Annotated in this window: 19 protein-coding genes; 2 read left to right on the top strand and 17 right to left on the bottom strand. The window is 66.9% G+C overall.

Features of this window, described 5'->3' with window-relative positions; genetic code table 11:
- Nucleotides 1–5 precede the first annotated feature (5 nt).
- The 11 genes from AKI39_RS02730 to AKI39_RS02680 form a co-directional block, all read right to left on the bottom strand.
- On the bottom strand, nucleotides 6–1,178 hold the full coding sequence (locus tag AKI39_RS02730; protein WP_066632190.1) for an acyl-CoA dehydrogenase family protein: 1,173 nt from the start codon (nucleotides 1,176–1,178) through the stop codon (nucleotides 6–8).
- Nucleotides 1,178–2,008 carry an enoyl-CoA hydratase family protein gene (locus tag AKI39_RS02725; protein WP_066642004.1) on the bottom strand — a complete coding sequence of 277 codons (831 nt, stop codon included), beginning with the start codon at nucleotides 2,006–2,008 and terminating at the stop codon, nucleotides 1,178–1,180. The genes AKI39_RS02730 and AKI39_RS02725 overlap by 1 nt, the downstream gene beginning before the upstream one ends.
- 207 nt (nucleotides 2,009–2,215) lie before the next feature.
- Nucleotides 2,216–3,007, bottom strand: coding sequence for an SDR family NAD(P)-dependent oxidoreductase (locus tag AKI39_RS02720; protein ID WP_066632187.1), 792 nt, complete (start codon nucleotides 3,005–3,007; stop codon nucleotides 2,216–2,218).
- Entirely contained in the window at nucleotides 3,004–5,460 is a 2,457-nt protein-coding gene (locus AKI39_RS02715) for a bifunctional salicylyl-CoA 5-hydroxylase/oxidoreductase (protein ID WP_066632185.1), read from the bottom strand. Before AKI39_RS02715 ends, AKI39_RS02720 begins: the two co-directional genes overlap by 4 nt.
- Nucleotides 5,461–6,471: 1,011 nt before the next feature.
- Nucleotides 6,472–7,722, bottom strand: a complete 1,251-nt coding sequence (locus AKI39_RS02710) for an IS256 family transposase (protein WP_066632183.1) — start codon at nucleotides 7,720–7,722, stop codon at nucleotides 6,472–6,474.
- Nucleotides 7,723–8,174: 452 nt separating this feature from the next.
- Nucleotides 8,175–9,731, bottom strand: a complete 1,557-nt coding sequence (locus tag AKI39_RS02705) for an ABC transporter substrate-binding protein (RefSeq protein ID WP_235610732.1) — start codon at nucleotides 9,729–9,731, stop codon at nucleotides 8,175–8,177.
- A 99-nt stretch (nucleotides 9,732–9,830) separates the two neighbouring features.
- Nucleotides 9,831–10,457, bottom strand: coding sequence for a GntR family transcriptional regulator (locus tag AKI39_RS02700; RefSeq protein ID WP_066632181.1), 627 nt, complete (start codon nucleotides 10,455–10,457; stop codon nucleotides 9,831–9,833).
- A 207-nt stretch (nucleotides 10,458–10,664) separates the two neighbouring features.
- Nucleotides 10,665–12,341 (bottom strand): ABC transporter ATP-binding protein, encoded by a 1,677-nt coding sequence (locus AKI39_RS02695; protein WP_066632179.1) that lies wholly within the window; start codon nucleotides 12,339–12,341, stop codon nucleotides 10,665–10,667.
- Nucleotides 12,338–13,159, bottom strand: a complete 822-nt coding sequence (locus tag AKI39_RS02690) for an ABC transporter permease (protein ID WP_066632175.1) — start codon at nucleotides 13,157–13,159, stop codon at nucleotides 12,338–12,340. Before AKI39_RS02690 ends, AKI39_RS02695 begins: the two co-directional genes overlap by 4 nt.
- The gene (locus AKI39_RS02685; protein ID WP_066632171.1) at nucleotides 13,156–14,100 is read right to left on the bottom strand and encodes an ABC transporter permease; all 945 of its coding nucleotides are present in this window, start codon (nucleotides 14,098–14,100) and stop codon (nucleotides 13,156–13,158) included. Before AKI39_RS02685 ends, AKI39_RS02690 begins: the two co-directional genes overlap by 4 nt.
- A gap of 92 nt (nucleotides 14,101–14,192) precedes the next feature.
- Nucleotides 14,193–15,053 carry a hydrolase gene (locus AKI39_RS02680; protein WP_066632169.1) on the bottom strand — a complete coding sequence of 287 codons (861 nt, stop codon included), beginning with the start codon at nucleotides 15,051–15,053 and terminating at the stop codon, nucleotides 14,193–14,195.
- A gap of 296 nt (nucleotides 15,054–15,349) precedes the next feature.
- Between AKI39_RS02680 and AKI39_RS02675 the strand changes: the two genes are divergently transcribed.
- Entirely contained in the window at nucleotides 15,350–16,246 is an 897-nt protein-coding gene (locus tag AKI39_RS02675; RefSeq protein WP_066632167.1) for a YihY/virulence factor BrkB family protein, read from the top strand.
- Nucleotides 16,247–16,282: 36 nt separating this feature from the next.
- Nucleotides 16,283–17,488, top strand: coding sequence for an FUSC family protein (locus AKI39_RS02670; protein ID WP_083228585.1), 1,206 nt, complete (start codon nucleotides 16,283–16,285; stop codon nucleotides 17,486–17,488).
- A gap of 33 nt (nucleotides 17,489–17,521) precedes the next feature.
- Here AKI39_RS02670 and AKI39_RS02665 read toward each other — a convergent pair whose 3' ends face one another.
- The 6 genes from AKI39_RS02665 to AKI39_RS02640 all read right to left on the bottom strand — a co-directional run bounded on the left by AKI39_RS02665 (nucleotide 17,522) and on the right by AKI39_RS02640 (nucleotide 24,912).
- On the bottom strand, nucleotides 17,522–18,589 hold the full coding sequence (locus AKI39_RS02665; protein ID WP_066641992.1) for an Ldh family oxidoreductase: 1,068 nt from the start codon (nucleotides 18,587–18,589) through the stop codon (nucleotides 17,522–17,524).
- Nucleotides 18,590–18,597: 8 nt separating this feature from the next.
- On the bottom strand, nucleotides 18,598–19,809 hold the full coding sequence (gene manD / locus AKI39_RS02660; RefSeq protein WP_066632164.1) for a D-mannonate dehydratase ManD: 1,212 nt from the start codon (nucleotides 19,807–19,809) through the stop codon (nucleotides 18,598–18,600).
- Nucleotides 19,810–19,890: 81 nt separating this feature from the next.
- Nucleotides 19,891–21,426: a UxaA family hydrolase gene (locus AKI39_RS02655; RefSeq protein WP_066632162.1), complete on the bottom strand. Its 1,536-nt coding sequence runs from the start codon at nucleotides 21,424–21,426 to the stop codon at nucleotides 19,891–19,893.
- 147 nt (nucleotides 21,427–21,573) lie between these two features.
- Complete coding sequence (locus AKI39_RS02650; protein ID WP_066632161.1) at nucleotides 21,574–22,437, bottom strand: fumarylacetoacetate hydrolase family protein; 864 nt, start codon at nucleotides 22,435–22,437, stop codon at nucleotides 21,574–21,576.
- Nucleotides 22,438–22,726: 289 nt separating this feature from the next.
- The gene (locus tag AKI39_RS02645) at nucleotides 22,727–23,482 is read right to left on the bottom strand and encodes an SDR family oxidoreductase (protein ID WP_066641989.1); all 756 of its coding nucleotides are present in this window, start codon (nucleotides 23,480–23,482) and stop codon (nucleotides 22,727–22,729) included.
- Nucleotides 23,483–23,505: 23 nt separating this feature from the next.
- Complete coding sequence (locus AKI39_RS02640; protein WP_066632160.1) at nucleotides 23,506–24,912, bottom strand: TRAP transporter large permease; 1,407 nt, start codon at nucleotides 24,910–24,912, stop codon at nucleotides 23,506–23,508.
- Nucleotides 24,913–24,914: the final 2 nt, after the last annotated feature.

Here is a 24,914-nt window from a genome sequence, read left to right as displayed (position 1 = left end):
CCGGCTCAGCCGCCCTTCAACAACGCGCGGGCGATGATCAGTTTTTGTACTTCGGTCGCGCCCTCGTAGATGCGCAGGGCGCGGATCTCGCGATACAGCTTTTCCACCGGCGTGCCCGAGACCACCCCGGCGCCGCCGAACATCTGCAAGGCGCGGTCGATGACGGACTGCGCGGATTCGGTGGCCATCATCTTGGCCATGGCGGCTTCGCGCGTGGTGGACCGTCCCGTAACGTCGCGCTGCCAGGCCGCGCGATAGGTCAGCAGCGCGGATGCGTCGATGGCGGTGGCCATGTCCCCCAGCGCTGCCTGCGTCAGCTGCAGGTCACCCAGCGTCTGGCCGAACATGCGCCGCGATTGGGCCCGTCCAAGCGCTTCGTCCAGCGCGCGGCGCGCGAAGCCCAGCGCGGCCGCGGCCACCGACGCGCGAAAGATATCCAGCGTCATCATGGCCAGCTTGAAGCCCTGCCCTGCCTCGCCCAGGCGCTGGGACGCCGGAAGACGGCAATCGACGAAGCGCAGGGTCGCCAAGGGATGCGGGGCGATGACCTCGATGCGCTCGGCGATGTCCAAGCCGGGCGTGCCGGCGTCCACGACGAAGGCGCTGATGCCGCGGGCCCCCGGGGCTTCGCCGGTGCGGGCGAAAACGCAATAGAAGTCGGCGATGCCGCCGTTGGATATCCAGGTCTTGGCGCCGTTCAGCACATAGTGGTCGCCTTCGCGCCTGGCTTCGCAGGCCATGGCCGCCACGTCCGAGCCCGCATCGATTTCGGAGAGCGCGAAGGCCGCGATCGCCTTGCCGCGCGCCACGCGCGGCAGGTAGCGCGCCCGCAACACATCCGACCCGGCCAGGGCAATGGCGCCGCTACCCAGGCCCTGCATGGCGAAGGCGAAATCCGCCAGGCCATCGTGGCGCGCCAGCGTTTCGCGCAGGATGCAGACGGCGCGCGAATCGACAGCCGGCAAGACCCCGCCCCAGCCGCCCTCCGGACCGGCGGGAACGCAATAGCGCAGCCATCCCGCCTGCCCCAGCCGGCCGACCAGTTCGCGGCACGCGGCATCGGTATCGGCGTGGTCGATGCCGGCCAGCGCCGACCCGCACCAGGCATCGGCCCGCGCGGCCAGCGCGCGGTGGTGATCGTCGAAGAACGGCCACTCCAGCCAGTCTGTACTTGCCATCAGTCCCCCTCGAAGCGAGGTTGCCGCTTATCCACGAAGGCCTCGTAGGCACGGCGGAAATCGCGCGTCTGCATGCAGATGGCCTGCGCCTGCGCCTCCGCCTCGATGGCTTCGTCCACGCCCATATTCCATTCCTGGTGCAGCAGCTTCTTCGTCATGCCATGCGCGAAGGTCGGGCCCGCCGCCAGCTGTCCGGCCAGCGCATGGGCCGCCGGCATGAGCGCTTCCGGCTCGTGCAAGGCATTGAAGAAGCCCCATGCCGCGCCTTCCTGCGCCGTCATCGCGCGACCCGTGTACAGCAGCTCGGACGCCCGGCCCTGCCCGATCATGCGTGGCAGCAGCGTGCAGGCGCCCATGTCGGCCCCCGCCAGCCCCACGCGCGTGAATAGGAAGGCCGTGCGCGCGCGCGGCGTACCCAGCCGCATATCCGCGGCCAGCGCGATCATGGCCCCGGCGCCCGCGCACACGCCGTCGACCGCGGCCACGATGGGCTGCGGGCAGGCGCGCATGGCCTTGACCAAATCGCCGGTCATGCGGGTGAAGTCCAGCAGCTCTGGCATGGTCATGCGCGTGAGCGGACCGATGATCTCGTGCACGTCGCCGCCCGAGCAGAAATTGCCGCCGGCGCCGGTAATCACCACGACCTTGACATCGGTGGCGTAGACGAGCGCGCGGAACAGGTCGCGCAGCTCGGCGTAGGAGTCGAAGGTCAGCGGATTCTTGCGTTCCGGGCGGTTCAGGGTGACGACGCCGATCTTGCCGCCCTCGCCCGTTTCCCAACGAAAGGTACGGGGCTCGGCGCCCGCCATGGGGCGGCGGTGATGCGCCATGCCATGCTCCTGGGCGGCCTGCTGCCCGGTGTCGCCCTGAAGGGTGGCATCGTCCTGCCGCGCCAGGCGGTCTTGCCGCGGCGCATCGCGATGTTCCTGTGCGCCGCCCTTGTCCGGGGTGTCGGTCACTGCGGATCTCCTGTCGCTGCGCGCGTCCCTAGGGGGCCGCACGCGTTTGGGGTGGCACGGCGGCGCGCCTGCGCGCCGCTATCCCACCATGATTTCCCCGCCATCCACCGGAATGGACTGGCCGTTGATCGCACTCGCGCCCGGCTGGCACAGCCATGCCACCGCGTGGGCGACTTCTTCCGGCTGCACCAGCCGGCCTTGCGGATTGCGCTGCGCCAGCTGCTCGCGCGCGCGTGTCTCGTCCATGCCCGTCTTGGCCGAGATATTGCGCACGGCATCGCGCACAATGTCGGTATCCGTATAGCCCGGGCACACCGCGTTCACCGTCACGCCCTTGCCCGCCGTTTCCAGCGCCAGCGCCCGCGTCAAGCCGACCACGCCGTGCTTGGCGGCGCAATACGCGCTGACGTAGGCATAGCCTGCCAGGCCGGCCGTGCTGGCGATGTTGACGATACGGCCCCAACCCGCCGCGAGCATGCCGGGCAGCGCGGTCTGGATGCAATGGAACGGCCCGCTCAGGTTGACGGCGAGCATGGCATCCCACAGCGCGGCATCGGTGCGGTCGAAACGCTCGCTGCGTGCCTGGCCGGCGTTGTTCACCAGGATGCCGACCGGGCCGAATGTCCGCGTCGCGGCGTCAAAGGCACGGCCGATGGCACCCGGGTCCGTCACATCGGCGGCTTGCCACTGCACACGGGCGGACGATGCCCGCGGCGCCAGCGCGGCGGCGGCCTGGGCCAACGCGGCGTCATCGCGACCCAGCAGGGTGACCGCGGCGCCGTCGCTCAGCAGGCGTTCGGCAACGGCAAGGCCGATGCCGCGGCTGCCGCCGGTCACCAGCGCATGGCGGCCTTCCAGCGGGGCGTTCATGCTTCGCTCCGCGTATCGCCTTGCGCGGGCGCGGCAGCGGCGGCCGCGCGGGCAAAGTTGGTTTCCAGCTGGCGTTTGCCGGCCAGGTAGTTCACCGGCCAGTCGACGCCGGTATAGCCGACCCGGGCGGCTTCGCGCAGCGTCCAGGCGGAATCGGCCAGATGGGGCCGCGCCAGGGCGCAAAGGTCGGCGCGGCCCGACGCGATGATGCCGTTCACATGGTCCGCCTCGAAGATGGCACCCACCGCGATGGTGGGGATATCGGCTTCGTTGCGGATCCGGTCGGCGAAGGGTGTCTGGTACATGCGTCCGTAGACCGGTTGCTGGTCGGGACTGACCTGGCCCGACGAGCAGTCGATCATGTCGGCGCCCGCGGCCTTGAAGCGCCGCGCGATCTCCACGGCATCGTCGGCGGTGATGCCACCCTCCACCCAGTCGTGGGCCGAAATACGCACGGACATCGGAAGACGGCGCGGCCAGGCCTGGCGCAGGGCGGCGAAGACTTCCAGCGGGTAGCGCAGGCGGCCGTCCAGGTCGCCCCCGTATGCGTCGTCGCGGCGATTGGTCAGCGGCGAAATGAAGCTGGACAGCAGGTAGCCGTGGGCACAATGCAATTCGAGCCAGTCGAAGCCGGCGATGGCCGCGCGCCGCGCCGCCGCCACGAAATCGTCGCACACCCGGTCCATGTCCTCGCGCGTCATGGCGCGGGGGGTCTGCGAGATGCCCGGCATGTAAGGCAGGGCCGAAGCGGACAGCAGGGGCCAGTTGCCGGTGGGCAAGGGGTGGTCCGCCTGCTGCCAGCCCAGCTGTGTCGAGCCTTTGCGGCCGGCATGCCCCAGCTGGATGCCGATGCGGGTGTCGCTGTGGCCATGGACGAAGCCGACGATGCGGGCAAAGGCCGCGCCCTGCTCGTCGTTCCACAGCCCGGGACAGCCGGGGGTGATGCGCGCATCCGGCGAGGTGCAGGTCATTTCCACCATGACCAGGCCGGCGCCGCCCAGGGCCTTGGCGCCCAGGTGCACGAGATGGAAGTCGCCCGGCACGCCATCGGTGCAGGCGTACATGGCCATGGGCGAGACGACGACGCGGTTTTTCAGGCGCACGCCGCGCACCTCATAAGGGGTGAGCATGGGCAGGGGCGGCCGTTCGCGCGCCGCGAGATCCACGCCCGCGCGAGCGGCCAGCCAGCGTTCGTAGCCCTGCAGCCAGGCGGGATCGCGCAGGCGCAGGTTTTCGTGCGAGATGCGCTGCGAACGGGTAAGCAGGGAATAGGCGAATTGCTCCGGCTGCAGGCAGGCGTAGCGGTCGACGTGCTCGAACCATTCGGTGGAGTTGCGCGCGGCATTCTGGATCTTGAGGACCTCGATGCTGCGCACGTCCTCGTAGCGCTGGAGGGCCGCGCGCAGGGCATGGCTGTGCGATGCGCCGCGCGGGTCTTCGGTGGGCGAGTCCGTGGCAGGGCCGCCGGGGTGTTGATCCGCGGCGAGCGGGCCGGCATGCGGATTTCCGGTCAGCTGGTCCGCCAGTTCGATGGCATCCTCGAGCGCGAGCTTGGTGCCGGAACCGATGGAAAAATGGGCGCTGTGCGCGGCATCGCCCATGAGGACGATGGGAACGTCACGGCGGCCACTGGGCGTATCCAAAGTGTTCCACCGCACCCAGTGCTTGCAGATGACGCGCGGAAAGCGGATCCAGATGGCGGAGCCGCGCAAGTGGCCGGCGTTACTCATGAGCGGCTTGCCGTCCAGCCAGGGCGCGAACAGGCTTTCGCAGTAGCGGATGCCCTCCTCCTGGCTCATCTTGTCCAGGCCGGCCGCTTGCCAGGTAGCCTCCGGGGTTTCGACGATGAAGGTGGACAGGCCGGCTTCGAAGCGATAGGCGTGCGCCTGGAACCAGCCGTGCGGGGTCTGAACGAACGCGAAGGTGAAGGCATCGAAGGCTTTCTCGGTGCCCAGCCAGACAAAGCGGTTGCGGCGCAAGTCGATGTCCGGCTCGAAGGTTTCGGCGTAGGTGGTGCGGACACGGCTGTTGATGCCGTCGGCGGCGATGAGGAGGTCTGCGTCGTAGCGGCGCGCCAAGGCCTGGTCGTCGTCGACCAGGGTTTCGAATACCAGTTCGACGCCGACTTGTTCGCAGCGGGCCTGGAGGATGTTCAAGAGCTTCTTGCGGCCGATGCCGATGAAGCCATGGCCGCCGCTGCGCAGGGTGCGGCCCTTGAAGTGGATGTCGATGTCGTCCCAGTGGTTGAAGGCGTCGCTGATTTCACGGGCCGAGACGGGGTCGGCGCGGCGCAGATTCTCCATGGTGGCGTCGGAGAATACGACGCCCCAGCCGAAGGTGTCGTACGGACGATTGCGTTCGACGACCGTAATCCGATTGGCGGGGTTGCGCAGCTTCATCAGCAGGCCGAAGTACAGGCCCGCGGGGCCGCCGCCCAGGCAGACTATGTTCATCGCGTCACTCGCAGCTCCGGGGTTCAGCCGTTGGGGGGTGTGGGAGGTTCAAGCCTAGATAGTTTAGGCTTGAAATATATATCGTCGTGGGTGGGGGTGCAAGGTGGGGTTTTTCGGGGGGGCGCGGCTGCCGGGTGGGTGGGGCGTTTGGGTTGGGGCTGGGGTCGCGGTGATGGCTGTCGGTGGTTGTATTGCTAGGGCCGTCCGTCGGGGTGATGGCTGTCCGTGGTCGTGTTGCTAGGGCCGTCCGTCGAGGGTGAGGCCTGTCCGTGGTCGTGTTGCTAGGGCCGTCCGTCGAGGGTGAGGCCTGTCCGTGGTCGTGTTGCTAGGGCCGTCCGTCGAGGGTGAGGCCTGTCGGGGTCGGCCCGATCGGGCGGTCCGGCCCGCGGGGGCCGGACACCGCTGCGCTCACCTCGTTCGGCGGCCGCTCCCTGCTCGGGTTCTTCTTGATGGCGTCCGCGGCACGCCTGCCTTCGGTATCCGCTTGCTCGCCCTCAACGGGCCGACCCCGACAGGCCTCACCCCCGACGGACTACGGTGTCTATCAATCACGTTCGCTGGCACGATCTGTGTTCTTGGGCTTCGTGGGGGCTTGCGTTCTGCCGATGGAAGATCTGGCCATGCTCGTCGCTTCGCGGCCGCCCAGCGCGGCCACGAAGCGTCTACGCGGTTTAAGCATGCAGCGGTTGCTATACCGCGACGGGTCGCGAATACGCTGACGGTTTCTGCATGCATTGGGTGCATGCGAACTCCAGGAATTTCCACTGGCTGTAGCGCCGCCAATTAGTACACCGCCCGATTGTTGGCGGCTTGGAATTTCCCCTCGAATTTCGCGGCCGACGCATGCGCACGGACATCTACTTATTCGCGGCGATGCCCGCATGCCAGCCACCGCAGCATGACACCACCACGTAGGTCGCTTCGTGGCCGCGCTGGGCGGGACTGTCAGGATTTTTGTGTTTGAGGCATTTGAACGTCGTCGTGTTTCTGACTCTCCAGGTTCATGCTACTTCAGTGATATGGGTCGGTGAAGCGTTCTGCATAGATGATGGCAAACTGGTTCATGGCCAACCTCCAGTCGTGCGTGGCGCAGCCCCAGGTGCCCGTGATATTGCGCAGGACTAACCACAATAACTTGGTTGCGGCGTCGTCACTGGGGAAGTGTCCACGGGTCTTTACCGATCGGCGCAATTGCGCATTCAAGCTCTCGATGGCATTGGTGGTGTAGATGATCTTTCGGATCGCCGGGGGAAACGTAAAGAACGGGATCACGCGGTCCCAGGCGCGATGCCAGGTCTGGGCGATGGTCGGATATCTTTGGCCCCAACTGCCTTGCTCGAACACTGCCAGCGCCGCTTGCGCAGCCTCCACGGTCGGTGCGGTGTAGATCGGCCTGAGAGCCGCAGCCACTATCCGGCGCTCCTTCCAGCTCGCATATTCGACGCTACTGCGCATCAGATGCACGATGCACGTTTGCAGTGTGGTGCTTGGAAATACCGCGTTCAGCGCCTGCTCCATTCCCTTTAAGCCGTCGGTGACCGCGATCAGGATATCCAGCGTGCCCCGAGTCTTGAGTTCGTTGAACACCTTCATCCAGAACTTCGATCCCTCGGTCTGCTCGATCCACAGGCCCAGGATGTCACGAGTGCCGTCCGGCAGGATCGCCAGCGCCAGGTACACCGCCTTGTTGCGTACCACGCCATCTTCGCGGATCTTCACCCGCAACGCGTCGAAGAACACCACCGGATACATGGTCTCCAAAGGGCGGTTCTGCCAGGCGATCACCTCTTCCATAACCGCGTCGGTCACCGAACTGATGAACTCGGGCGAGACTTCCGTGCCGTACTGCTCAAGCAGAAAACCTTGGATCTCGCGCACCGTCATCCCCCGGGCGTACATGGCGATGATCTTGTCATCAAATCCCGTAAATCGACGCTTGTGCTTGGGAATCAGGATCGGCGCAAAACTGCCTTGCCGGTCCCGGGGAATGTCCACGCGGAGCGGCCCATCGTCGGTTATCACCGTCTTGCCACTGGTGCCGTTGCGATGGTTAGTGCTGCCTTCGGGCGGGTCCGTGCCGGCGCCATAGCCCAGGTGCTGGCCCATTTCCGCGCCCAGCGCCCGTTCGATCAGGGCCTTCTTGAACGCCATCGAAAGGTCCTGCACCGACTCCGGCGTCATCGGACCTTTGACGAACTCATCCATCAGATTTGCAGGAATCGATGGCAATTCCCTCGGAGGTGCCTTTTGCTTGGGAGCCATAATGTGCTCCTCTGGAGCAGCTATGTTAGGCCTCAAACACAAAATTTATGACACTCCCCGCTGGGCGGCCGCGAACGACGGGCGCCGCGAAGCCTTCCATCGGCGAAACCCAGGATCCACGAAGCGCAAGAACACAGCCCGTCCCAGCGGATGTGATTGATAGACACCGGAGTCCGTCGGGGGTGAGGCCTGTCGGGGCCGGCCCGTTGAGGACGAGCAAGCGGATACCGAAGGCAGGCGTGCCGCGGACGCCATCAAGAAGAACCCGAACAAGGAGCGGCCGCCGAACGAGGTGAGCGCAGCGGTGTCCGGCCCCCGCGGGCCGGACCGCCCGATCGGGCCGGCCCCGACAGGCCTCACCCCCGACGGACGGCAATAGCAATACAACCACCGACAGCCATCACCTCAGACCGACGGCACCAGCAATACAACTACCGACAGCAACCGCACCCCTACTGCCCCACCACCGAAGCCCCCCAGGCAAACGGCTTCCCCTCCCACACCATAAACCCCGTCAAGCGCTGGCTAACACCCCAAGGCTGGTTCCCGTTGGACAGCAGGATCAAGGGCGCCTGAGCCAGCATCAAGGGATGCAGCTTGTCGAAGATCGCCTGCCGCTTGGCGGGATCCAGCTCGGAAAAACTTTCGTCGATCAGCGCCTGCGCCTGCGGATCGTCCCATACCTTGCGAGGCTGTTTATCCTTGTTCCCCGAGAACTGTTCATAGCTGAGCGCCGGATCCAGCCGGGACGAATAGCTGAACGAACTCATCTGGAAGTTGCCTTTGTTGTAGCGGTCCAGCTGCGTGGCCCACTCCAGCACCTCTATCTGCGCATTGATGCCGACGGCCTGCATCATTGCCTGCGCCATCACCGCCACCTGGTAGCTGGGCACGTGCGCACGCTTGTTCGCGTAGATGACGATCTTCTCGCCCTTGTACCCGGCCTCCTTCAGCAGCTTCTGCGCCAGCGCCGGATCATAGTGGTAGCTTTCCTCCTGCACCTTGTCGTAGAACGACGAATCGCGGGAAACCGCCGATGCGTTGGGTGTGCCCAGGCCCTCGGTGGCCGCCTGCACGATCTGCGGGATATCCAGTGACGCCGCGATCGCCTGGCGCAGCTTCACATTCTTCAGCAAGGGATCGCGCGTCTGGAACAGCAGGGTGTGCTTGGCTGCGTCCGAGGCGACCTGGATCCGTATCTGCTTTTGCGATTTCAGTTCGGGCACGTCGGTGTAGGGTATCTGCCCCGCGTCGATCGCGCCGGACAGCAGGCCGGCCTTGACGGTGGAGGCATCCGGCACCACCAGGAACTTCACCTCGTCAGCCAGCGCCTTCTTCTTGCCCAGATAACCGTCCGGCTTATCGCCCGGCGGGGACACGTAGTCCTTGAACGCCTTCAGCACCACGTATTCGCCGCGCTTCCAATCGCCGAACATGAACGGCCCCGTGGCGACCGGCTTGTCCCAACTGCCGTCCGGCTTGACGGACGCCTTGTTCAGGATGGCCGTCATGCCGCAATCCGTGCGCGCCAGCGTATCCAGGAAAACGGCGGACTTGTGATTCAGCTTCATCACGAAAGTCCTGGGATCGGGGGCCGATACCTCTTCCACCTTCAGGCCGTTGCGGCCGTCGAACTCCGTGCGGCAGCGCCAGTCCGTGGCGGGATCCATATAGCGCTTCCAGCTCCACATCGCGTCGGCCGACGTCATCGGCTCGCCGTTGTGGAACTTGACGTCCTCGCGCAAGGTGAAGGTATAGGTCAGCCCATCCGGCGATACATCGATGGACTTCGCCAGCAGCGGGCCCACCGACCCGTTGGCGCGATAGCCAACCAGGCCCTCCACCATGTTCAGGACCACGCCATCGGTCGTATCGTCGCGGTTGACGCCGGGGTTGGTGGACCGGATGTCCGCCGGTTCCGAGATCACATAGGACGAGGCATGTGCCGCGCCCGCAGTGGCTAGAACGGCGGCGGCCAGGGCGGCGCGCAGTGGCGGAATGGGCTTCACGGAGGCTCCTCTGGGCGCGACGGATTTAGACAATATTGGCGCCAAATTCGGGCATTATGGGGAGGCCCGCCGCGATGCGTAACCTGGGACTTTCCCCAGTCAGGGCATCGTCTGCATGACGTGCTCGCGAATGATCTTCTGCAAGCGCTTGACGTCGCGGGCCTGCAGGGCCGCGACGATGTCGTGGTGTTCGCGCACCGACTTTTCGATGCGGGCGCGCGTCATCCATTGCGTGGCGGGCGCCGCGACAGCGCGGCTGCGCATGTCCTGGATCAGCGTCACCAGTTCACGGTTGCCGCACATGTCGTACAGCGCTTCGTGAAACTGCAGGTTCACCTCGTATTGCTGCAGCAGCGTGCCGGTCAGCACCAGTTGCTCGAAGCGTTCGGCCATGGCGCGCAGCTGCGCTACCTTGGCATCGGTGACGTGGGGCATCAAGTCGGCGGCCGCGCCGACTTCCAGCATGACACGGATATCGCGGATGTGGTTCTGGCGTTCCTCGTCGACCGCGTGGACGTGGTAGCCCCGATTGGGGACATGCTCTATAACGCGCTTCTGGGTCAGGTGGTCCAGGGCGCGGCGTACGTCCAGCCGCTTGGCGCCATAGCGCTCCTGCAGATCGATCTGCTTGAGCCAGGCCCCCGCGCCGAACACGCCGGACTGGATGTCCCGGGCAAGCTGATCGGCCAGTGAAGCCGGGGCGGTGGAAGCTGCCGTCTTCGGCATGGTGGGGTTCCGTGATTGGGTCAGGCGGATTTTATGAAATTTGCCCGGGTGTTTGCAGCGAGCGTGCATCCTCCGGGCTACCGTGCCGGACGGACACCCTCGATACCGCCGCCGGCCCGGCGCGACGTGGCATACCTGTGCGGGCAGCCGCAACAGGCGTGCGCGCGAAGCAGCGGGACGCCGGCCCAGCACGGCCATGCCGGCGCCTCACGCGACCGCGGATGTCGCGGCCGCCGCCGACGGCTCGGCGAAACGCCATTTCAAGCGCACGCCGCCGCTGTCCGTCGACACCAGCACGGGAATCGCCGCCAGCAAACGCCGCGTGTAGTCCTGCTGGGGCGCATCGAAGATCTGGTCGCGCGTGCCCTGCTCCACGATGGCCCCGTCCTGCATGACGATCACGCGGTCGGCCACCTGCTCGACCACGCCAAGGTCGTGGCTGATGAACAGGCAGCTGAAGCCGTGCTTGCGCTGCAGCTCGGCAAACAGGTCCAGGATCTGCGCGCGCACCGTGACGTCCAGCGCGGATACGGGCTCGTCAGCGATCACGAAGGACGGCCGGCGCACGACGGCGCGCGCGATGGCGACCCGCTGGCGTTGCCCGCCGGATAGCTCGTGGGGATAGCGCGCGCCATGTTCGGGTGACAGGCCCACTTCGTCCAGCGCTTCGCGTACGCGGCGAATCTTGTCGGCGGCGCTCAGCCCCGGGACCAGCCGCAGCGCTTCGCCAACCAGCTGCGCGATGGTCATGCGCGGGTCCAGCGATGAATAGGGGTCCTGGAAGACCATCTGGCAATTCAGGCGGTAGTCGTTCCAGGCAGCGTGGCCGCGATCGATGGCCTGGCCACGGAACAGGATCTGGCCTTCCGACGGCATGACCAATCCGGCGATGGCGCGGCCCAACGTGGTCTTGCCCGAGCCCGAGCCACCCACCACGGCGACGACCTCCCGCGGGTGCACGGCCAGCGAAATACCCTGCAGGGCGCGCTTGGCGGCCGTGCGCGAGAACATGCGCTGGCGCCCCGCATAGTCCACCACCAGTTGGCGCACCTCGACCACCGGCGGCTCGCGCGCGGGCAGCCGCGCCGGCATGCGACGCGGCATGGCCTGCAGCAGCTTGCGGGTATAGGGATGCCGCGGCCGCGCCAGCAGGTCGGTGGTAGTGCCGCTTTCGACGACCTCGCCCTGCGACATGACGACGACGCGTTCGGTGTAGCGCGCGACCATGGGCAGGTCGTGGCTGATCATGAGGACCGCGGTGCCGTGTTCCCGCGTCAGGCCCACCATCAACTCCAGGACGTCGCGCTGCACGACCGCGTCCAGCGCGGTGGTCGGTTCGTCGGCCACCAGCAGCGCCGGCGCCAGCAGCATCACGGAGGCCAGCATCATGCGCTGGCGCATGCCCCCGGAAAACTCATGGGGCCACGCCGCCAGGGCGCCTTCCGGATCGCGCAGGCCCACGCGCGCCAGCATGTCCAGGATGCGCCGGCGGCGTTCGCTCGTGCCCAGGTCGCGGCGATGCAGGGCCAGCCCCTCTTCCAACTGGCGTCCTATCGTCATGGACGGATTGAGCGAGGTCATGGGTTCCTGGAACACCATGCCGATGCGCGCGCCCCGCAGCCGCCGCAGCACGGCCGGCGTGGCGCGTGTGATGTCCGTGCCCTCGACCAGGATGCGGCCGCCGACGCGCACCAGCGGCGGCGGGGTCAGGCCCAGGATGGCCCGCGCGGCTTGCGTCTTGCCGCTGCCGGATTCGCCGACGATGCCGACCATCTCGCCCGGCGCGATGTCGAAGGAGACATCGCGGACGATCTCGCGGCCGCCCTGCCCCACCGCCAGCGTCAGCCCTTGCACGCTGACCAGCGCTTGCGCGGGGCCGCTCATTGCATGCCCCGCATGCGCGGATCCAGGCGATCGCGCACGGCGTCGCCCAGCAGGTTGATGCCCAGCAGCGTCAGGGCGATGCACAGGCCGGGCAGGATGGAAAGGTAGGGCGCCTGGGACAGGAAGGGCCGCGCGGCCGACAGCATGTTGCCCCAGGTGGGCGCGGGAGGCGGGACGCCAAGGCCCAGGAAGGACAAGGCGCTTTCGGCCAGCACCACCCAGCCGAACATGGAGGTGGCCAGCACGGTCAGGGGCGCCACGCAATTGGGCAGCACGTGGCGGCCCATGGTATAGAGCTCGGAGTTGCCAAGCACGCGCGAGGCCTCGATGAATTCCTTCTCGCGCAGCGACAGCACGGTGCCGCGCACGATACGGGCCACCGACGGCGTGTAGGCCAGCCCCAGCGCCAGGATGATGCCGTACTTGTTGGCGCCCACCACGGCCAGCAGGCCCAGCGCCAGCAGCAGTCCGGGAAAGGCCAGCAGCGCGTTGTTGAAGGCCATGATGATGCGGTCGGTCCAGCCCCGCACGAAGCCGGTCAGCACACCGACGCAGGTGCCGGCCAGCAGTGCGAAGCCCACCGTCAGCAGACTGATCCACACGCTGGCCGAAGCCCCGGCCATCAGCCGCGACAACTCGTCGCGGCCAAACTCGTCTGTCCCCAGCGGGAACGCCCCGCCGGGCGCGTGCAGGCGCGCCACGAAGTTGATCTTCAGCGGATCGTAGGGCGTCCACGCGACGCCGACGATGGCGGTGACCAGGACGATGCCGACAAGGACGCCGCCCACCAGCGCATTGGCTGCCATGCGTTTTTTCATTCCACGGCCACCCTGGGGTCGAAGATGGGATAGCACAGGTCGACGACGAGGTTGACGACCACGTAGATGACCGCCACGAACAGCAGGCACCCCTGTATCACGGGATAATCGCGCCCGAAGATGGAATCGACCAGCAGCCGGCCCAGCCCCGGGATGGTGAACACCGTTTCCACCACCGCGATGCCGCCCAGCAGATTGCCCAGCACCAGGCCGATCAGCGTCCAGGTCGGGCCGAAGGCGTTCTTGAAGGCATGGCGCATCAGGACCGTGCGTTCGGACAGGCCCTTGGCGCGTGCGTGGGTGATGTAGTCCAGCCGCAGGACTTCGAGCGTGCTGGCGCGCGCCATGCGCATGATGACGCCGATCTCGTGCAGGAACAGGGTGAGCACCGGCATGACGAGGTACAGCAATCCGGCCTGCCAGTCGCTGGACACCGACACATAGCCCACCACCGGCAGCCATTGCAGCTTGACGCCGAAGAAAAGCAGCAGCAGCAGGCCGCCCCAGAAGGTGGGAATCGAGACCAGCAGCGTGGCCCCGCCCACCAGCATCACGTCCGGCAGTGCATTCTGCTTCCATGCCGCGATCATGCCGGCGGGCACGGCGACCACGCTCGCGCAAAGCACGGCCGCCAGCACCACCTGCGCGCTGACCACGAAGCGGTCCCACACCAGCCCCAGCACGTGCTGGCCGGTGGTGATGGACACGCCCAGGTCGCCATGCAGCATGTTGCGGAACCAGATCCCGAACTGGACGGCCCAGGTCTGGTCCAGCCCCAGCCGCGCGCGCAGGTCCGCCAGGCTGGCGGGATCGGCCAGATCACCCAGCATCAGTTGCGCGGGGTCGCCCGGGATCAGCCGGATCATCACGAATACCGCCACCGCGACGATCAGCAGCGTGGGCAGCGTCATGGCGATACGGGTCAGCGCGAAACGCAGCATGGCATCCGTCCTTGGCCTCTAGGGCCGGCTGGGGCCGGCGCTCGCGGCCCCCGTGCCCCGCACCGCGCGCGCATCGTGCCGGCGCGATCCGATCATGATTCGCCGCGGTCCTGCCGCAGCACCTTGGCGAAGAAGTCCTGGACGATATCCACGACCTTCAACCCGTCGTGCGGCACATTGTCGACCACGTCCATCTCCACGGCCACGCCGGCGGCCTCGAAGGACCGGCGCAGGCTGGCCAGCCGCTCGGGGCGCGTGCGTCCGGCATCGTTGCAGCCCGGCATGTAGTACTTACCGCCGGGCTGGTGGGTGATTTCCCAGGTTTCCAGGTCCGCCTTGCCGACCACCATGTGCACCGCCACCCGGCGCAGCGCGTCCAGGTCCAGCCGCTTGCCGAAGCGCGCGGCCATGTCGCGCGTGCCCACCCACCAGTCCTTGTCCGCGTCCAGCAGCGTGACCGAGCCGGGCGCACCAATGGAAACCGCGCGCAGCCGCTGCGGATGCAGCACGGCGAAACGATTGACGAACTGCCCACCGCCCGAATAGCCGAACAGCAGGAAACGGCTGAAATCGCAGCCGAACTTGCCGGCCACTTCGTCCACCATGTCCAGCAGCACCTCGTCGTAGCGGATATCGCCCTCGCGCAGATGCTTGAAGCCGTCGCGGTTGCCGTCGCCCAGCACACCCGCCGGAAACAGTGGGCACAGCACCACGCAATCGTTCCAGCGGGCGAATTCGGCGAAGGCATCGCGGTACTCGATGAAGGCGCGGCCCGTGCCGTGGACGATGACCACCAGCTGCATCGGGCGCCGCGCCTGGGCGATATGCGGCGGCACGTAGGTGCAATAGGAGAGCCGCGGGTCGCGGCGCGACGCGTAGATGATCCCGGGGCCCAGGTCGTAGAGGGCACGCGCCAGGCTGGCGCTGTCGGTGATGGGGGAATCTTGGGGCATGAGGCGCTCGAAGGAGGAGAAAGCGTCGGCAGCCGGGCGAGGGAGCTCGCGCAACAAGCGGCCTAAATTGGCGCCAATATTATGGACACGCCGGGTGGCCGGCAAGACGGGTAATCCCCAATCGCAACCCGCGCGCGCGACGATTGGCGGTGCATCCGGGCAACTGGTAAGGTCTGGATGCCCCACCTTGCCCATGCGGTCAGGCAATGGGAACATCGATTGCTGGTTTTCGCCGCGCGAGGGCATGCGCCGGCGAGGACCAGGGCTTTTTAACGTTGAAGATGGCGAGTTCGCATATGTCCTATCTATCACGTCTACGGACCCATCCGCCGGTACTCGTGCGCCTGCTGATCGCCTCGGGCAAGCAATGGTCCGAGCACCGCGCCTCCAGCAAGGGCGCGGCCCTGGCCCTGTACACCATCTTCTCGCTGGCGCCCATGCTGATCCTGGTGATCGCGGTGGCCGGCGCGTTTTTCGGCGAGCAGGCGGTGCGGTCCGAACTGGTCGGCCAGCTGCGCGACCTGATGGGCGACCGCGGCGCGGAAGTGATCCAGATCGTGCTGGCGAGCGCGCACGAATCGGGCAGCGGCCTGGTCGCGACGGTGATATCCCTCTGCGTGCTGGTGTTCAGCGCCACCACCGCCTTCGCGGAACTGAAGGAAAGCCTGGACGAGTTGTGGGAAGTGCGTGGCCAGCGGCGCAGCGGCGTGCATGGGATGGTGCGCAGCCGCCTGTTGTCCTTCGGCCTGGTGCTGGTGCTCGCCTTGTTCCTGCTGATCTCGCTGACGGTGAACGCCGCCCTGAGCGCGGCGCATGACTACTACGGCGTCCTGTGGACGAATTCGGCCTTCGCGGTGATCGCCGAAGGATTGTCCAGCGTGTTCTCCTTCGCGGTGGTGGCCGCGCTGTTCGCGGTGATCTACAAGCTGCTGCCCAATGTGGTGATTCCCTGGAGGCACGTACTGCCGGGCGCGGTGGTCACGGCCGCCCTCTTCCTGCTGGGCAAATGGGGCATCGGCCTGTACCTGGGCCGGGGCGCTGTGGCCTCGGCCTACGGGGCCGCGGGATCGGTGGTCGCGCTGCTGCTGTGGATCTACTATTCGGCGCAGATCTTCTTCTTCGGCGCGGTCTTCACCCGCCAATACGCCCTGTACATGAGCCGCGCGGAAGCTTCCGGCGCGCCTGTGCGCTGATCCGTGCCCCCCCGCCCTCGCTGGAGCCGCCCGCCGATGGACACGGAATCGCCCGCCGGGCCCCGCCGTTCCCCGTTTTCCTTCGCCCTGTTCCATCTGCAGGACCCGCTGCGGCGCATGGCCATCGCGCTGCGTCACCTGGGTTCGCCCTACCAGCGCTATCGCCACGCGCGCGCCTTGCATGGGATACGCGTCGCGCTGGCGCTGCTGGCGACGCTGCTGCTGTCCCAGGGGCTGGACCTGCCACATGGCGTATGGGCGACGGTTTCCATGCTGACCGTGATCGGCGGCATCCAGCATCACGGCAACATACGCAAGAAGGCGATGGAGCGCGGGCTGGGCACCCTGCTGGGCGCCGTGGTGGGCCTGCTGCTGATCGTGTTGGACCAATACGGCGGCTCGCACGCGGTGACCTTCACCGCCATGTCGCTGATCGCCGGACTATGCGCCTATCACGCCATCGGCCGCGGGGGCTATGTCGCCCTGCTGACCGCCATCACGATGATGATCGTCGCCGGCCAGGGCGAGGACTCCATGACAACGGGGCTGTGGCGCACGCTGCAGGTGTGTATCGGCATCGCCGTCGCGCTGGCCTTTTCCTTCGCACTGCCGCTGAATGCCAGCTATGCCTGGCGCTACAACCTGGCGCTGAACCTGCGCCGCGTGGAACGCCTTATCCGCCGCCTGCAGGCGGACCAGCCGCTGACCGCCGAGGTACGCAGCGCTGTCTTCGCCGATCTCAGCAGGCGGTCGATACAGGTCCGCGGGCTGATGGCTTCCGCTGCCAAGGAAATGAACATAACGTCCGCGCTGATGGAGAGCATCCAGCATCACCATCGGGCCATCGTGGCATCGCTGGAGATGATATCCAGTGCCCGGCTGAACGCGCCGCGGGAAGTCCAGCTGGCTTTGTCGCGTGCATTCCGCGGCGAGCAGGGAAAGGCGATGAGGCTAGGGCTGTTATCGATCGCGCGGGCGCTGCGCGCGGGCGATACGTCGGGGCTGCACGCGAGTGCGGCGCTCGCCGGCCTGTCCACCACCGTAAGCGATGCGCCGGCCGGCGGGCTCGCCGATCAGGTCCCGCCGTATGGCGGAACGGCATTCGATGCGGCGGAGGAAGACGGGAACGCCATGGTCCTGCCGGCGGCTATGCAAGGCCCGGATTGGGTCATGCGCGAGACGGCCACGCAGATCGATCAATTGAGACTCGGCGTGCTTGGATTGCCCCGGCAGCGCAACTAGAGTGGTGGATCACTGGCCGGAACCGGCAAGAGGCTACAGCTCGGGCCCGCGCTGGCGCCCGTCCCGCGCCGAGGGCAGCGGCACACGCAGGCACTCGCTCCACGTGCTCATCTCGCTCCACAAGCCCGGCTCGATGGGGATACCCTCCGCCTCCCGTCGCGCGGCTGCGTCGCGTTCGGGGTCGCCCGGCATGCGGGGCCCGCCAGGCTGTTCCGCCAACTCACGTGCCATTTGCTCGATCGTGGCCGCCAGCGTCGGCCCGCCGGCAAACCGCATCGGGTCGATGACGATGAAAAAGGCGCCCAGACGGCGCGGCAGCTGCAGTTGTTCATACATCGGCGAGATATGCGGGCCGTAGGGATTGCCGTTCAAGGGCCCGCACAGCAACTCGATCATCAACGCCAGCGCGTATCCCTTGTGTCCGTACGACGGCCCGCCCAGCGGACGCAAGGCGCGCGCATCCTGGGCATCCTGAGCGTCGGCGCCCTGCGCATCCAGCGCGACGCCTTCGGGCAGCGTTCCCCCCTCGCGCCGGACGTTCATGACGCGATTCCACGGGATGGATGTCGTGGCCATGTCCAGGCAGACCGGCTCGCCGTCCGCGCGTGGAAAGGCAATGGAAATGGGATTGGTGCCCAGGAAGGGCACGTGCCCGCCGAATGGCGCGGCGATGGAATCGGAATGCGTGAAGCCTATGCCTATCATGCCGGCCCGCGCGGCATCGCGCGTGTACAGGCCGATGGCGCCGCAGTGCGACGAGTCGGACACGCCTACCGCGGCCACCCCGCATTCGGCGGCGATGTCCATGGCCACGCGGTTCGCGCGATGCGCGACGACGATCCCCAGCCCCTGCCCGCCCTGGACGTGGGCGGTCGCGGCGCCGCTACGGGTAACGATGATGGCCGGCCGCGCCAGGATGGATCCGTGCGCCAGCCGGTTCAGATAATGCGGCAGGCGCGCGATGCCATGGGAATCGATGCCCCACAGGCTGGTCTGGACCAGGCTGTGCGCGACGCGACGCGCATCGTCGTCCGGGACGTCGTGCGCGCGCAGGCAGGCCGCGCCCCAATCGATAAGCGCATCGGCATTGCAGTGACGCATGAACTGTCCTACCAATTCCATAAGGTTCCGTCGTGAGCGAGCCGGTTCACCGGCAGATAGGCACGCTGGTAGGGATACTTGTCCGCCAGCGCTTCGTCGATCTCCACGCCATGCCCGGGCACATCGCCGGGCACCATCATGCCATCCTCGAAGCGATACGCATGGGGAAAGACGGCATCGGTTTCCTCGGTGTGGCGCATGTATTCCTGCACGCCGAAATTCGGTATGGCGATGTCGAAGTGCAGCGCGGCCCCCATGCAGACCGGCGACAGGTCGGTGGCGCCGTGGCAGCCCGTGCGCACCTGGTACAAGGCGGCAAGATCGGCGATGCGCCGCAGGTGCGTGATACCGCCGGCATGCACGACGGTGGCGCGGATATAGTCGATCAGCTGGTTCTGGATCAGGTCCTTGCAGTCCCATACCGTGCTGAAGATCTCGCCGACGGCCAGCGGCGTGACGGTATGCTGGCGGATCAGGCGGAAGGCGTCCTGGTTCTCGGCGGGGGTCGGGTCCTCGATCCAGAACAAACGATAGGGCTCCAGGGATTTACCCAGCCGGCCGGCCTCGATGGGCGTCAAGCGATGATGGACGTCGTGCAGCAGGTGCACGTCCCAGCCCACGGCATCGCGGATCTTCTCGAACAGCTTGGGCGTGTGGTCCAGGTATTTTTCCGTGGACCAGTCGTGCTCGGACGGCAGCGATGCATCCGCGGGTTCGTAGAACATGCGGCCGCGGCCCACGCCATAGACCGATTGCAGCCCCGGCACCCCGCTCTGGGCGCGAATGGCGCGGTAGCCCATATCGCGATAGCGCAGCACTTCGTCGGCGGTTTCCTCGATGTCGCGGCCATTGGCATGGCCGTAGACCATGACGCCGGTGCGGCTCTTGCCGCCCAGCAGCTGGTACAGCGGCAGGTTGGCGGCCTTGGCCTTGATGTCCCACAGCGCCGTGTCGACGGCCGCGATGGCGGTCATGGTGACGGGGCCCTTGCGCCAGTAGGCCCCGCGATACAGGAACTGCCAGATATCCTCGATCTGGTGGGCGTCCCGCCCGATCAGGCAGGGAATGACATGGTCGGACAGATAGCTGGCCACGGACAGCTCGCGCCCGTTCAGGGTGGCGTCGCCGATGCCGGTCAGGCCTTCGTCGGTTTCGATCTTCAGCGTCACGAAATTGCGGCCCGGGCTGCAGACGATGACGCGTGCGGAGGTGATCTTCATGGGCAGGGATTCCTGGGTATGGGCTGCATGTGGCTGTTTTTTCCATCGGCGCGGGCGCGCGCGGACGGCGCCGCGCCCGCGTTACATCACGGCGCCCAGCTGCCACGGCACGAACTCGTTCTGCCCGTAGCCGTGGGCTTCGCTCTTGGTCGTGCGGCCCGAGGCCGTGGCCAGCATCAGCTGGAAGATGCGTTCGCCCATTTCCGCCACGGTCGCGCCCCCTTCGACGATGGCGCCGCAGTCGATGTCGATGTCATCTTCCTGGCGGTCCCACAAGGCCGTGTTGGTGGAGAGCTTCAGCGATGGCGCCGGCGCACAGCCGTAGGCCGAGCCCCGGCCGGTGGTAAAGCAGATCAGGTTGGCGCCGCCGGCCACCTGACCGGTCGCCGACACGGGGTCGTAGCCCGGCGTGTCCATGAAGACCAGGCCGCGCGCCGTCACGGGTTCGGCATATTCGTAGACGTCGACCAGGTTCGTCGTGCCGCTTTTCGCGATGGCGCCCAGGGACTTCTCCAGGATGGTGGTCAGGCCGCCGGCCTTGTTGCCGGCGGACGGGTTGTTGTCCATTTCGGCGTCGTTGCGGCGGCAATAATCCTCCCACCAGCGCAGCCGCGCGATCAGCTTTTCCGCCACGGCGGGCGATACGGCGCGGCGCGTGAGCAGGTGCTCGCCACCGTAGATTTCAGGGGTCTCGGACAGGATGGCCGTGCCGCCGTGGCGCACCAGCAGGTCGACCGCGGCGCCCAGCGCCGGATTGGCGCTGATGCCGGAATAGCCGTCGGAGCCGCCGCATTGCAGGCCGACCGTGATGTGGCTGGCCGGCACGGGCGTGCGCCGCACGCGGTTGGCCTCTTCGAGCATCCATTCGACCAGCTCGATGCCGCGCGCCACGGTCTTGCGGGTGCCCCCGGTATCCTGGATGTTGAAGGTCTGCAGCTGCCGGCTTTGCGTCAGGCCTTCCTGCTCCATCAGCCCGCCGATCTGATTGGTTTCGCAGCCCAGGCCCACCAGCATCAGGCCGGCGAAGTTGGGATGGCGCGCATAGCCGCCCAGGGTCCGGCGCAATACCTTCAAGGGTTCGCCTTCGCTGCTGGTGGCGCAGCCGGCGCCATGGGTCAGCGCGACCACCCCGTCGACGTTGGGGTAGTCGGCCAGCGCGCCCGGATTGATGTCGCGGCGGAAGTGGTCGGCGATGGCGCGCGCGACGGTGGCCGAGCAATTGACGGACGTCAGGACGCCGATGTAGTTGCGCGTCGCGACGCGGCCGTCGGGCCGCACGATGCCCTCGAAGGTGGCGGGCGTCTCGACATAGGCGGTGGGATGGGCATCTCGCCCCACCGCATAGTCGCGCTGGAATTCGCTGAACTCCAGGTTATGGGTGTGGACGTGCTGGCCGGCGGCGATGTCGCTGCGCGCGATGCCGATGATCTGGTTGTAGCGGCGCACGGGCGAACCAGCCGGAATGGCGCGCACGGCGATCTTGTGGCCGGGTGGTATCAGGCCCACCACGGTGACGTCTTCCGCCGGCAGGCGCGTGCCGCCCAGCAGCTGGCGCCGCGCGATCACGACATTGTCGGCCGGGTGGATACGGATGACCGGGTTGTCGATGGCGTTCACTCTCTAGCCTCCTGTCGGTGCGCCCTCTTCCCCGCGGGAGAAGGGCGCCATGCGGACGCGTTCAGGTTCAGGTTCAGTCAGGCTTACCGCAGGCCCGCCGCTGCACGCCACGGCGTGGCGCCATGGCGTGCGGCGGGCACGTGGCGTTCAGCCGTCAATCAATTCCGGATTCCATGCATGCACGGATTGCTGCTGTTCGCCCAGCCCGTCGATGCCCAGCCGCATCGTGTCGCCGTCCTTCAGGTACACGGGCGGCTTCATGCCCAGGCCGACGCCCGGCGGCGTGCCGGTGGTGATGAGGTCGCCGGGGTACAGCGTCATGAAGCGGCTGACATAGCTGACCAGCTGCGCGACATTGAAGATCATCGTGCGAGTATTGCCGGTCTGCATGCGTTTGCCGTTGACCTCCAGCCACATGCCCAGGTTCTGCGGGTCGGCGACCTCGTCGGCCGTCACCAGCCAGGGACCGACCGGCCCGAAGGTGTCGCAACCCTTGCCCTTGTCCCAGGTTCCGCCGCGCTCGATCTGGTATTCGCGTTCCGATACGTCGTTGACGATGCAGTAGCCGGCCACATGCTTCAGCGCGTCCGCTTCGGCCACGTAACGGGCACGCGCGCCGATGACCACGCCCAGTTCGACCTCCCAGTCGGTCTTCACCGACCCCTGGGGCATGACGACCGGATCGTGGCTGCCGACGACGCAGCTGGTCGGCTTCATGAACACGACCGGCTCGGCCGGAAGCGGCAGCCCCGATTCGGCGGCGTGGTCCGCATAGTTCAGGCCGATGCAGATGAACTTGCCCATGCCGCGCCAGGGCGGCGCGATCCGGCCAGGCTCCGTCACCACCGGCAGGCTGGCCGCATCCACCTTGGCGAGCGGCGCCAGCCCCTGCGGCGTCAGCAAATCCGCCGTGATATCCGGCACCACGCCGGACAGGTCTCGCACCTTGCCATCGCGGTCCAACATGGCGGGTTTCTCGGCGCCCTTGGCACCGTAGCGCATCAGCTTCATCGTGTTTCCTTATGCATGAGTTCAGTAAGTTCCACTAAGTCCTCGTAATCCATGGTGCTACGCACCCTGCGCACCGCATGAAACGGATGCCCCCAGACCCGGGACGCCGCCGGGTCCGCCAGCGTCGCGCCTTGATGGGGAAGCGCATAGCGCTTCGACGGATGGCCCCATCACACCACTCGCCGCATGAAACAGGTCTCCCCAGATCCGGGACGCCGCGGATCCGGCTCCGCCGGTCCGCCAGCGTCGCCCCCTTGAGGGGGAAGCGCGAAGCGCTTCGGGGGTGGTCTCAATTCGACCAACCACCGTCGATCACCTGCGTCGTGCCGGTGGTGAAAGCGGATTCGTCGCTGGCCAGGTAGACGGCCAGCGCCGCGATTTCCTCGGCGCGGCCCAGGCGGCCCATGGGTTGCCGCGCCACGAAGGAGGCCTCGACGTCCCGCGGCTCCTGCCCGCTCTGGCGGGCCTGCGCCGCGATGCGGTCGCGCAGTGACGGCGACTCTACCGTACCGGGGCAGATGGCGTTGCAGCGTATGCCCTTGCCGACGAAATCCAGCGCGACGGATTTGGTCAATCCGACCACGGCGGCCTTGGTGGTGCTGTAGATGAAACGATTCGGCACGGCCTTGATGCTGCCCGCGACGGATGCCATGTTGATGATGGAGCCGCCGCCCTTGGCCAGCATGCCCGGCAGGAAGCCCTGGATCAGCCGCATCATGGCGCGCACGTTCAGCTCCACGGCGAAGGTCAGGTCGTCGTCCGTGGCTTCCAGGATGCCGCCGGCGTGGACATAGCCCGCGCCGTTGAACAGGATGTCGACGCTGCCCGCGTCGGCCACGGCCTGCCTGACCGCCTGCGCGTCGGTCACGTCCAGTTCCAGGACGGTGCAGTCGGGCAGCTCGGCCAGGGCGCTCAGTCCCGTGGGGTTGATGTCCGCGGCGATGACCCGCGCGCCCTCGCGCAGGAAGGCTTCCGCCGTCGCCCTGCCTATGCCCTGCCCCGCCGCCGTGACGAACGCCAACTTACCCGCCAATCGCTGACCCATGTTGATACCGCCTCCGATGAAAATCAATTACCCATGCCCAATGCACGCGGCAACCACAACGTAATCTCCGGCACGTAGGTGATGGCGATCAGCGCCAGGAACAGCGGCACCAGCCACGGCAGGATCGCCATGGTGGTTCGCTCCACCGACAGCCGCGCCACGCGCGCCAGGACGAACAGCACCATGCCCAGCGGCGGGTGCAGCAGGCCGATCATCAGGTTCAAGGTCATGACCAGGCCGAAATGGATGGGGTCGATGCCCAGCTTCAGGACGATGGGCAGCAGGATGGGTACCAGGATGGTGATGGCCGCGATGGTGTCGATGAAGCAGCCCACCACCAGGATCAGCACATTCGCCAGCATCAGGAACACCCACTTGCTGTGCGTCAGGCTCAGGATGGCGTCGGTCAGCGCCTGCGCGGCCTGCGTGGTGGTCAGCAGCCAGGCGAACACCGATGCGGCCGTCACGATGAACAGCACCGACGCGGTGGTTTCGATGGTCTCGAACGTGGCCTTGGCCAACAGGCGCAAGGTCATGCTGCGATAGCGCACCAGGCCCAGGAACAAGGCCCATACCACGGCAGCCACGGCGGCTTCGGTGGGGGTGAACCAGCCCAGCGTCATGCCGCCGATCAGGATGACGGGCGCCATCAACGCCATGACGGCGGAAAAATTGAAGCGCCAGTCCAGGATCAGCAGCACGGCGAAGGCGATGATCGCCGCCCAGTTGGTCGATACGCCCATCCGCGTCATCGCCCAGATCGAGAACGGGAACGCCAGTACGATCAGCACTTCCAGCGTGGCCGTTCCCAGCCGACGCAGGTCGAATTTCACGTCGCTGCCCCAGCCGTTCTTGCGGGCGAAATAGGCCACCGTGAACATCATCAGTATCGTCAGCACGGCGCCCGGCACGATGCCGGCCAGGAACAGCGAGCCGATGGATACGTTGGCCATCATGCCGTAGATCACGAAGGGCAGCGACGGCGGGATGATGGGCCCCAGCGTGGCGGAGGCCGCCGTCACGCCGACCGCGAATTCCGTCTTGTAGCCATGGTCCTTCATGGCCTTGATCTCGATGGTGCCCAGCCCGGCCGCGTCCGCGATGGCGGTGCCGGACATGCCGGCGAACACCACCGAACCGATGATGTTCACATGGCCCAGGCCGCCCCGCATCCAGCCCACCAGGGCGACCGCGAAGTTATAGATGCGCCCCGTGATGCCCGCGATGTTCATCAGGTTACCGGCCAGGATGAAAAAGGGCACGGCAAGCAGGGGAAAGGACTCCACGCCCGCGATCATCCGCTGCGCCACCACGACGTCGGGAACATCGCCGGACACCAGCAGGTAGAGCAGCGAGGCGCCCGCCATGGACACCGCCACCGGCACGCCGACGATCATCATCAGCAGGAAGGTACAGATCAATATCCACATGC

The sequence above is a fragment of the Bordetella sp. H567 genome (assembly GCF_001704295.1).
Classification (GTDB): Bacteria; Pseudomonadota; Gammaproteobacteria; order Burkholderiales; family Burkholderiaceae_B; genus Bordetella_C.
The sequence above is the reverse complement of the archived record's forward strand: the minus strand, read 5'-3'. Positions and strand labels throughout refer to the sequence as shown.